Origin of the sequence: Baia soyae, from assembly GCF_004341445.1 — a bacterium.
GTDB lineage: Bacteria > Bacillota > Bacilli > Thermoactinomycetales > Thermoactinomycetaceae > Baia > Baia soyae.
The window spans coordinates 1-1,014 of record NZ_SLXV01000092.1; the positions used below are offsets into that span (position 1 = coordinate 1).

Annotated in this window: 1 protein-coding gene; it reads right to left on the bottom strand. The window is 38.3% G+C overall.

Annotation, left to right across the window (positions count from 1 at the left end; genetic code table 11):
• A partial coding sequence (locus EDD57_RS14250) for a transposase (protein ID WP_165873861.1) occupies positions 1-920 on the bottom strand: 920 nt, incomplete at its 3' end.
• Positions 921-1,014: the final 94 nt, after the last annotated feature.

Below are 1,014 nucleotides of genomic sequence, written 5' to 3' on the forward strand. Positions count from 1 at the left end.
CGAAAGAATCCATCTTTCGTCTTAGGTCTTGTGTATGGCATGACGGGGCGAACCCCGTCATTAAATAATAACTTGCTAATATAAGGAGTTTTATAACCAGCATCAATTGCAACTGCTGTAGGTTTTGTAACAGCAGTTTTGATCTTATCGTATAAACGTTGAAATACTTGATTATCATGAACATTACTTGGTTTTACAAGGGCTCCTAAAACAAATCCATTTCGGTCACATCCAGTATGAAAGGAGTAGGCAAACATAGACTCTCGTTCATTTTTTATGAATAATCCACTCTCAGGATCGGTCTTATTTTCCTTTACTTCTTTCATTCCTGCTGTTTTAGGAGCTAGAGGCTTTTTTCCGTTCTGCGCTCGTTCCTGATTAATCTCTTGGTACAGCTTTTCTTGATAATCCTTAGCTTGAGCTTCTACGACTTTCTTTGAATACTTCTTTTTGTTTGCGCTTGCCTTGACATGGGTTGAATCAATAAAGATAACATCTGGGTCGACAAAACCTAGATTCATAGCCTCTTGCAGAATCCGATAAAATATTTCTTCGAATACATCTGTACCCTGAAACCGTCGGACATAATTTTTACCGAAGGTAGTAGAGTGAGGGATTTTTTCTGTTAAGCCATATCCGATAAACCAGCGATAGGCTACATTGGTTTCTATCTCTCTAATGGTTTGCCTCATAGAACGAATTCCAAACAAATATTGGATAAATGCTATTTTCACAAGAACCACAGGGTCGACGCTAGGTCGACCATTGTTTAAGCAATATTTATCTTCCACCAGTCCATAAATGAAATCGAAGTCAATACTGTTTTCGATCTTGCGGACCAAATGGTCCGCAGGTACTAGTTGCTCTAAAGCAATAAGTTCTTGTTTATCTCGCCCGTCTTTTCTTTGTTTGGATAACAAAAGCTATCCCTCCATGTAGTCGATTCTATATAATTAGAATTCGACAAAAAAGACCGCAAACCTTGTCTATAAAATAGACTTTGTCTGCGGTCTG